The following is a 6117-nucleotide window of genomic DNA, read 5'->3' as shown; positions in this document are numbered from 1 at the left end:
GGCAGTCGGCGGCCACATCGCCCAGGAGGGCCTCCGGCCGGACCTGGCCCTCGTCTCGACGGCGACCCGCACCCGCGAGACCTGGGATGCGGTCTCGGCCGCCCTCGGCGCGCCCGAGACGCGGTATCACCGCGAGATCTACGAAGCGCCGGCCGAGCGGATTCTAGGGCTGATCCGGGGGGCGCCGGACAGCGCGGAAACCGTGATCGTCGTCGGCCACAATCCCGGCCTGGGCGACCTCGCCGCGACCCTGGCCGGGGAGGGGCCACGCAAGGAACGCACGCGCCTCGCCACGGAATTCCCGACCGCCGCCTACGCGGTGATCGCGTTCGACGCCGCGGCCTGGTCGGCGATCGCCCCGGGGCAGGGGCGGCTGGAGAGGTTCGTGCGACCGCGGGACATCGACCCTGCGTTGGGAGGCTGAGGCCCACCCTCGGTCCGCTCCGCAAAAGTCCCGGTTTCAAAAGGTATTGGACCTTTTGCGGGTCCAGGGCAGAGCCCTGGCGCATCGGGGCTCCGCCCCGATACCCCGCCAAAGGGCTGAGCCCTTTGGGATCCCGCTATGACGGGGAGGCCGCAACCGCTCAGGCCACTGGCACAGCCTGGTGCGCCTCCACCTCATTGTGCGAGGGCAGGGGCGAGCCCGGCACGAAGGCGTCGAAGGCCGCCCAGAAATCCTGCCGGATGGCGTCGCGCTCGCTCAGGATCTCGTGCCGGGAATCCGGCAGGACCAGGATGTGGCCGGCCTTCAGCCGCGCCGCGAACCGCTCGGTGTCCAGGGTCCCGCAGACCTGCCGGGCCGCCGCCGCGTTGCGGGCGTAGCGCGCGGGATCCCGCGACAGCCGGTTGCCGGCATAGGGCTTGGTGGCGATCGAGACCGGCTTGCCCAGCGGGATGTAGCGATCGCCCAGCCCGATCCGGTGCAGGGCCCGCGACAGGAACGCCGCCCCGGCGGGCCAGCGCACCATCCGGACCGACAGCATCGGCGCCACCGTCACCAGGCGCCGGAACGGCAGCCAGCCGTCGAGCGCTCCGATCAGGGCGACGCAGCCGCCCATCGAATGCGCCAGGCCGACATGCGGCTCCGGCATCAGCGGCACCAGCACCGTTTCGGCCACCGCCCGCAGGTCGAGACGGTAATCGTCGAAGCGGCCGACATGGCCCTTGTGCGGGTCGTCGACCCGCCGGTCCGACTCGCCCTGGCCACGCCAGTCGAACGCCACCACGGCGAAGCCCCGCGCCCGCAGGTCGCGGATGGTCTCGTAGTACTTCTCGATGAATTCGGCCCGTCCCTGGAGCAGGCAGACCGTGCCCCGGCAGGTCCGGGTCGTGGCCTGCCAGTAGGCGGCCCGCAGGGTGCAGTCGTCGCGGGTGCCGACCGCGATCAGGGTGCCGCCCGGCGGCACCGGATTGTCCGGCGTGCCGCGCAAGGTCAGGAGCGGCGGCTCCCGTCCGATATCGCCGTCCAACCGTCTCACGGGCCAACCTCAGTCCGTCCGCATGCCGGGTCCGCATGCAAGCGTCACCGTAGCGGAAAAAACTCGCATCCGGGCCCGTCCGGAGGTCTTGAACCCCGTTTTTTGCCCCCCGATATCCCGTCTGTGCCGGCCGTCAGGCGGCACGAAAGACGGGTCCGGCCCATCGGGCGGACCGATTCTGCATGTTGCTCATACGAGGATATGTCATGCGTCAGTTCGATCTCGCTCCCCTGTATCGTTCCACCGTCGGCTTCGACCGACTGTTCTCCGCCCTCGATCAGTTCGCCACCGCCGAGGCGGCGCCGACCTACCCGCCCTACAACATCGAGCGGACCGGCGAAAACGCCTACCGCATCACCGTCGCGGTCGCCGGCTTCACCGAATCCGACCTGTCGATCGAGGTGCGGGAGAATGCGCTGACCCTGAAGGGCGAGCGCAAGGCCGAGCCCAAGGCGGAGTTCCTGCACCAGGGCATCGCGGCCCGCGCCTTCGAGCGCCGATTCCAGCTCGCCGACCACGTCCAGGTGACCGGGGCGGCTCTGGAGAACGGCCTCCTCCACATCGACCTCGTCCGCGAGGTCCCGGAGGCGAAGAAGCCGCGCCGCATCCAGATCGCCACGGCCGGGACCCCGTCCGCGCCGGTGATCGAGGGTGACGTGCGCAAGGACGCTGTCCCGCAGGCAGCCTGATCCGGTCGCGGCTCGGAACCCGCTACGCTGATGGAGCGCCCCGGCCCCGGCCGGGGCGCTTTCGTATCGGGGCTGTCATAATGGCGTGTGCGGTTCGTGCTCTCTGTCCATCCCGACGGTGCACGGTCGTGCGCCCGGAGTGAACCCGACCATGGTCGCCAATCTCGCCCGCGGAGCCTACAGCGCGCTCGGAGCCGGCTGGCACAAGGGCGTGCAATGGGGGGTCGGCGCGCCGATCGCGAAGCTGCGTCGGCGCCACGCGCTCGTCCAGGCGGAGCCGGCGGCCATCGCCGACATCCTGTCGGGCGAGCGGGCGATCCGCCTGCCGGAGCCGTTCGAGGGGCGCAGCCTCGGCCGGATCGGCAACCTCGAGGTCCGGCTAGCTTCGAAGAAATCCGAAATCCGGCGCGCGCAGCGCCTCCGGTTCAAGGTGTTCTACGAAGAAATGGCGGCGATCCCGACGGGTCTTTCGGCCTTGTCGCGACGTGACGCCGACGCCTACGACGCGCTCTGCGACCATCTCCTCGTCCTCGACCATGCCGCGCCCCGGCGGAAGAAACCGTTCGTCGAGCACCGGCCCAAGGTGGTCGGCACCTACAGATTGCTGCGCGGCGAGGTGGCCGAGCGCCATGCCGGCTTCTACTCCGAGGGCGAGTACGACCTGGAGCCGATCCTGGCGGCGCAGGGGCACCGGCGCCTGCTGGAACTCGGACGCTCCTGCGTGCTCAAGCCGTACCGCAGCAAGCGCACCGTCGAGCTGCTCTGGCAGGGGATCTACGCCTACGTGCTGCACCACCGGATCGACGCGCTGATCGGCTGCGCCAGCCTGGAGGGGACCGATCCGGACCGGCTGGCCCTGCCGCTGTCGTTCCTGCACCACCACGCCCGCGCACCCGAGGCGTGGCGGGCCCGGGCCCTGCCGGAGCGCGCGGTGTCCATGGACCGGATGCCCCGCGAGGCGGTCGATCCCAAGGCGGCGCTGCAGGCGCTGCCGCCGCTGATCAAGGGCTATCTCCGGCTCGGCGCGACCTTCGGGGAGGGCGCGGTGATCGACCGCCAGTTCGGCACCACCGACGTGTTCGTGGCGCTCCCGGTCGAAGCGATCGGCGCGCGCTACCGGGGGCATTTCGCGCCGACGAACTGAACCCAAAAACTCCTGGATTCAAAAAGGTCTCGGACCTTTTGCGGGTGTAGGGTGGAGCCCTAAGAAGGTCCCGGAGCGGCCTATGGCCTCTGGGCTGCGCGCCCCGAACCCCGCCAAAGGGCTGCAAGCCCTTTGGGATCCCGTTCGTTCCTACAGATCCCCCAAAGCCAGCTGACCCTGGTTGCGCGCCTTGGCGGGCGCTTTGGCGGGGGCAGCCTTGCGCTCCTTGGAACGAGCGGCCAGGGGCGGCTTCTTCGGCTTGGGGTCGCCGCGCATGCGGGCCAGCGCCTTGTCGCGGGCCACGGCCTCGGGGGCCTGGGGGTCGTCCGACAGCCACTTGCCGCGCTTGATCACCTCGTTGACCCGGCCCTGATTGACCCCGACCTTGAACGCGATCTCCTGCTGGGTCATGCCCGTGGAGGCGTGCAGGTCGAGAATCGCCCGGGCGAGTTCGGGCGTCATCTTCTGGCCCGTGAGACGGCGGGCCGGCTTGACCGTGCGGGTGGCGCGGTCGCGTTCGCGCAGACGCTCCAGCAGCGCCAGCGCCATGTTCATGCCATGCTCGCGCAGGGCTTCCTCGAATTCCTTCAGGGTCGCCATCGGCGCCATCCTCCGCCGGGCTCGTGGGCCGGTATGCGACGGGAACGTGCCGGGAACGCGGCGGTTGCGCAAGCGCCCGGGGCGGCCCCCCCGGACGGTGCCAGTGGACGGGCGATGTCATCCACCGGAAATGCGGGCCCTAGCCTCCCGCGGGCGGCTCGGCTACAGGATTGCGCCCCGTCATGCCCCCCTTCGGCCCGGCAGATCCAGCCCGCACACGATGATCAGCCCGATCCGCACAGTCGCCCCCGGTGAGACCGCCGACTCCCTGGCCCGGGAGCTGGAAGCCGGGGCGGTGCTGCTGTTCCCGGACCTGCCGTTCCCGTTCAGCGCGTACGAGCGCCGGTTCACCGAGCGCCCCTTCGCGGACGGCAAGGCCAAGAACGTCAACATCCGGGGCGAGGCCGCCGAGTTGCGCGGCGCCGCCGGCACCCCGGAGGAGCAGGAGGCCCTGCGCCAGCTCCTGATCCGCTACCGCGCCTTCGCCCGGGACCTGATCGGCACCTACCTGCCGGATTACGCCGACCGGGTGGCGCTCGCCGGCACCTCCTACCGCCCGTTCGACGTGGACCGGCGCAAGCTGAGCTGGCGGCGCGACGACACCCGGCTGCATGTCGACGCGTTCCCGTCGAACCCGATCGGCGAGAAGCGGATCCTGCGGGTGTTCCGCAACATCAACCCGTCCGGCGAGCCCCGCCGCTGGCGGGTCGGCGAGGATTTCGGGTCGATGGCGGAGAAGTTCCTGCCCCGGCTGCCGCGCTACGCGCCGCTCACGGCGCGGCTGCTCGCGGTCCTTCGGATCACCAAGGCCCGGCGCTCCGAATACGACCACCTGATGCTGCACTTGCACGACGCCCTGAAGCAGGACGAGGCTTACCAGGCCAGCGCCCCCCAGGCCGACGTCGCGTTCCGGCCCGGCGAGACCTGGGTGACCTTCTCCGACCTCGTGATGCACGGGGCGATGGGCGGCCGCTACATGCTGGAGCAGACCGCCTACCTGCCGGTCGCCGCCCAGGCCGATCCCGGCTTGAGCCCGCAGCGCATCCTGGCGGCCAAGCTCGGCCGCCCCCTCCACGCGTAAGGATAAGGATTCGACACCATGATCCTCGAAATCGCACAGATCGAGATCAAGCCCGGGATGGAGGCGGCGTTCGAGGCCGGCATCACCGAGGCCTCGGCAATCTTCAAGGCCGCCAAGGGCTGCCGCGCCTTCGAGGTCCGCCGCTCGATCGAGCACCCGCAGCGCTACCGTCTTATGATCCACTGGGACACGCTGGAGGCCCACACCAAGGACTTCACCGGCTCGCAGCCCTGGCAGGATTACCGCGCCCTGGTCTCGCACTGCTTCGCGGGCCCGGTCTCGGTCGAGCACACCGAGCAGGTGCTCAAGGCGTTCTGATTGTTTGGGATCGTGCGCTGCGCTCAAGGTTGGGGCGCGGGACGATCGACCACCCGTGACCCGGGACACGCGCGGGTTGCCTGTCCCGTGCGGGCTCGGTCGTTCACACGTCGCAGTTGGAATGGTCATCGTTTCAGCGAGCGGAAAGCTCCGTCTCTTTCTTCGAGCGGTGGCTGGATCGATGCCGCCACGGGCGGTCGTCCCGGGCCGCGCAGCGGAGCCCGGGATCGAGAACGATCGCTGTGTGAATGAAGCTCCTGGACGGACAGCGTTTCTGGGTTGGCGCCCCCGGCGGCCCCTTCGGGTCCGGGCTCGCCTGCGGCGCCCCCGGTATGACGGCGCGGGTTATCCGGTATGGGGTATCGATCCTCAGGCAGTGAATTGTCCAAGCTGAGCAACCTGTAGCCCGCAAAGGGATAGTGCGTGCCTGCCTCGTGGAGACCTCTCTTGCGGCCGAGGACCATCCGGAGGGCACTCTGTGCAGCCGCCAGCCCATACGGGCGCGGGGGTGCGTCGCAGCCTGCAAAAGCCCCTCGCGCCTCGATCCTGTCGCGGCCATAGCCCTTCGGAAAGGGACCGCGGAGCGGCTCCCAACACGCACCCAGAGCGTTGCGGCGGGATCGATCGGTGCTAGGCTCCCGGCGGGCCGATCCCGGGACGAATCGTCCGGGATCCGGGGCCGACGAGGGCAGGCGTATGGCGTGGCGGAACCGGCTGGCGGGTGCTCTGGCGCTTCTGGCAGGTCTCGCCTGCGGGCCGGCCCTCGCCCAGACGGCGCCGGCCTCGGCCTTGAGCGCAGCCTCGAGC

The 6117-nt window shown here is 70.3% G+C and carries 7 protein-coding genes; 5 read left to right on the top strand and 2 right to left on the bottom strand.

Features of this window, described 5'->3' with window-relative positions:
* The coding region (locus FV228_RS18170; RefSeq protein WP_147855911.1) for a histidine phosphatase family protein at positions 1–424 on the top strand (424 nt) is incomplete at its 5' end.
* Positions 425–584: 160 nt separating this feature from the next.
* Here the strand turns inward: FV228_RS18170 and FV228_RS18165 are convergent.
* On the bottom strand, positions 585–1478 hold the full coding sequence (locus FV228_RS18165) for an alpha/beta hydrolase (RefSeq protein WP_147855910.1): 894 nt from the start codon (positions 1476–1478) through the stop codon (positions 585–587).
* A 206-nt stretch (positions 1479–1684) separates the two neighbouring features.
* On the opposite strand from FV228_RS18165, the gene FV228_RS18160 reads away from it, so the two are divergent.
* A complete protein-coding gene (locus tag FV228_RS18160) occupies positions 1685–2167 on the top strand; it encodes an Hsp20 family protein (RefSeq protein WP_147855909.1) in 483 nt (160 codons plus the stop codon).
* A gap of 151 nt (positions 2168–2318) precedes the next feature.
* Positions 2319–3311 (top strand): GNAT family N-acyltransferase, encoded by a 993-nt coding sequence (locus tag FV228_RS18155; RefSeq protein WP_147855908.1) that lies wholly within the window; start codon positions 2319–2321, stop codon positions 3309–3311.
* A 150-nt stretch (positions 3312–3461) separates the two neighbouring features.
* Here the strand turns inward: FV228_RS18155 and FV228_RS18150 are convergent, their stop codons facing one another.
* A complete protein-coding gene (locus FV228_RS18150) occupies positions 3462–3911 on the bottom strand; it encodes an RNA polymerase subunit sigma-70 (RefSeq protein ID WP_147855907.1) in 450 nt (149 codons plus the stop codon).
* Positions 3912–4131: 220 nt separating this feature from the next.
* On the opposite strand from FV228_RS18150, the gene FV228_RS18145 reads away from it, so the two are divergent.
* Both FV228_RS18145 and FV228_RS18140 read left to right on the top strand, forming a co-directional pair.
* Positions 4132–4992 carry a Kdo hydroxylase family protein gene (locus tag FV228_RS18145; protein WP_147855906.1) on the top strand — a complete coding sequence of 287 codons (861 nt, stop codon included), beginning with the start codon at positions 4132–4134 and terminating at the stop codon, positions 4990–4992.
* An 18-nt stretch (positions 4993–5010) separates the two neighbouring features.
* Positions 5011–5310, top strand: a complete 300-nt coding sequence (locus FV228_RS18140) for an antibiotic biosynthesis monooxygenase family protein (RefSeq protein WP_007568328.1) — start codon at positions 5011–5013, stop codon at positions 5308–5310.
* Positions 5311–6117 lie beyond the last annotated feature (807 nt).

This window comes from Methylobacterium sp. WL18 (genome assembly GCF_008040015.1).
Lineage (GTDB): Bacteria > Pseudomonadota > Alphaproteobacteria > Rhizobiales > Beijerinckiaceae > Methylobacterium > Methylobacterium mesophilicum.
This window is presented reverse-complemented; position numbering and strand designations above follow the sequence as displayed.

Excerpts from the sequence above, each read along its gene's own strand:
- FV228_RS18145 (WP_147855906.1), top strand. The coding sequence starts at position 4,132 with ATGATCAGCCCGATCCGCACAGTCGCCCCCGGTGAGACCGCCGACTCC.
- FV228_RS18155 (WP_147855908.1), top strand. The coding sequence starts at position 2,319 with ATGGTCGCCAATCTCGCCCGCGGAGCCTACAGCGCGCTCGGAGCCGGC.
- FV228_RS18140 (WP_007568328.1), top strand. The coding sequence starts at position 5,011 with ATGATCCTCGAAATCGCACAGATCGAGATCAAGCCCGGGATGGAGGCG.
- FV228_RS18150 (WP_147855907.1), bottom strand. The coding sequence starts at position 3,911 with ATGGCGACCCTGAAGGAATTCGAGGAAGCCCTGCGCGAGCATGGCATG.
- FV228_RS18160 (WP_147855909.1), top strand. The coding sequence starts at position 1,685 with ATGCGTCAGTTCGATCTCGCTCCCCTGTATCGTTCCACCGTCGGCTTC.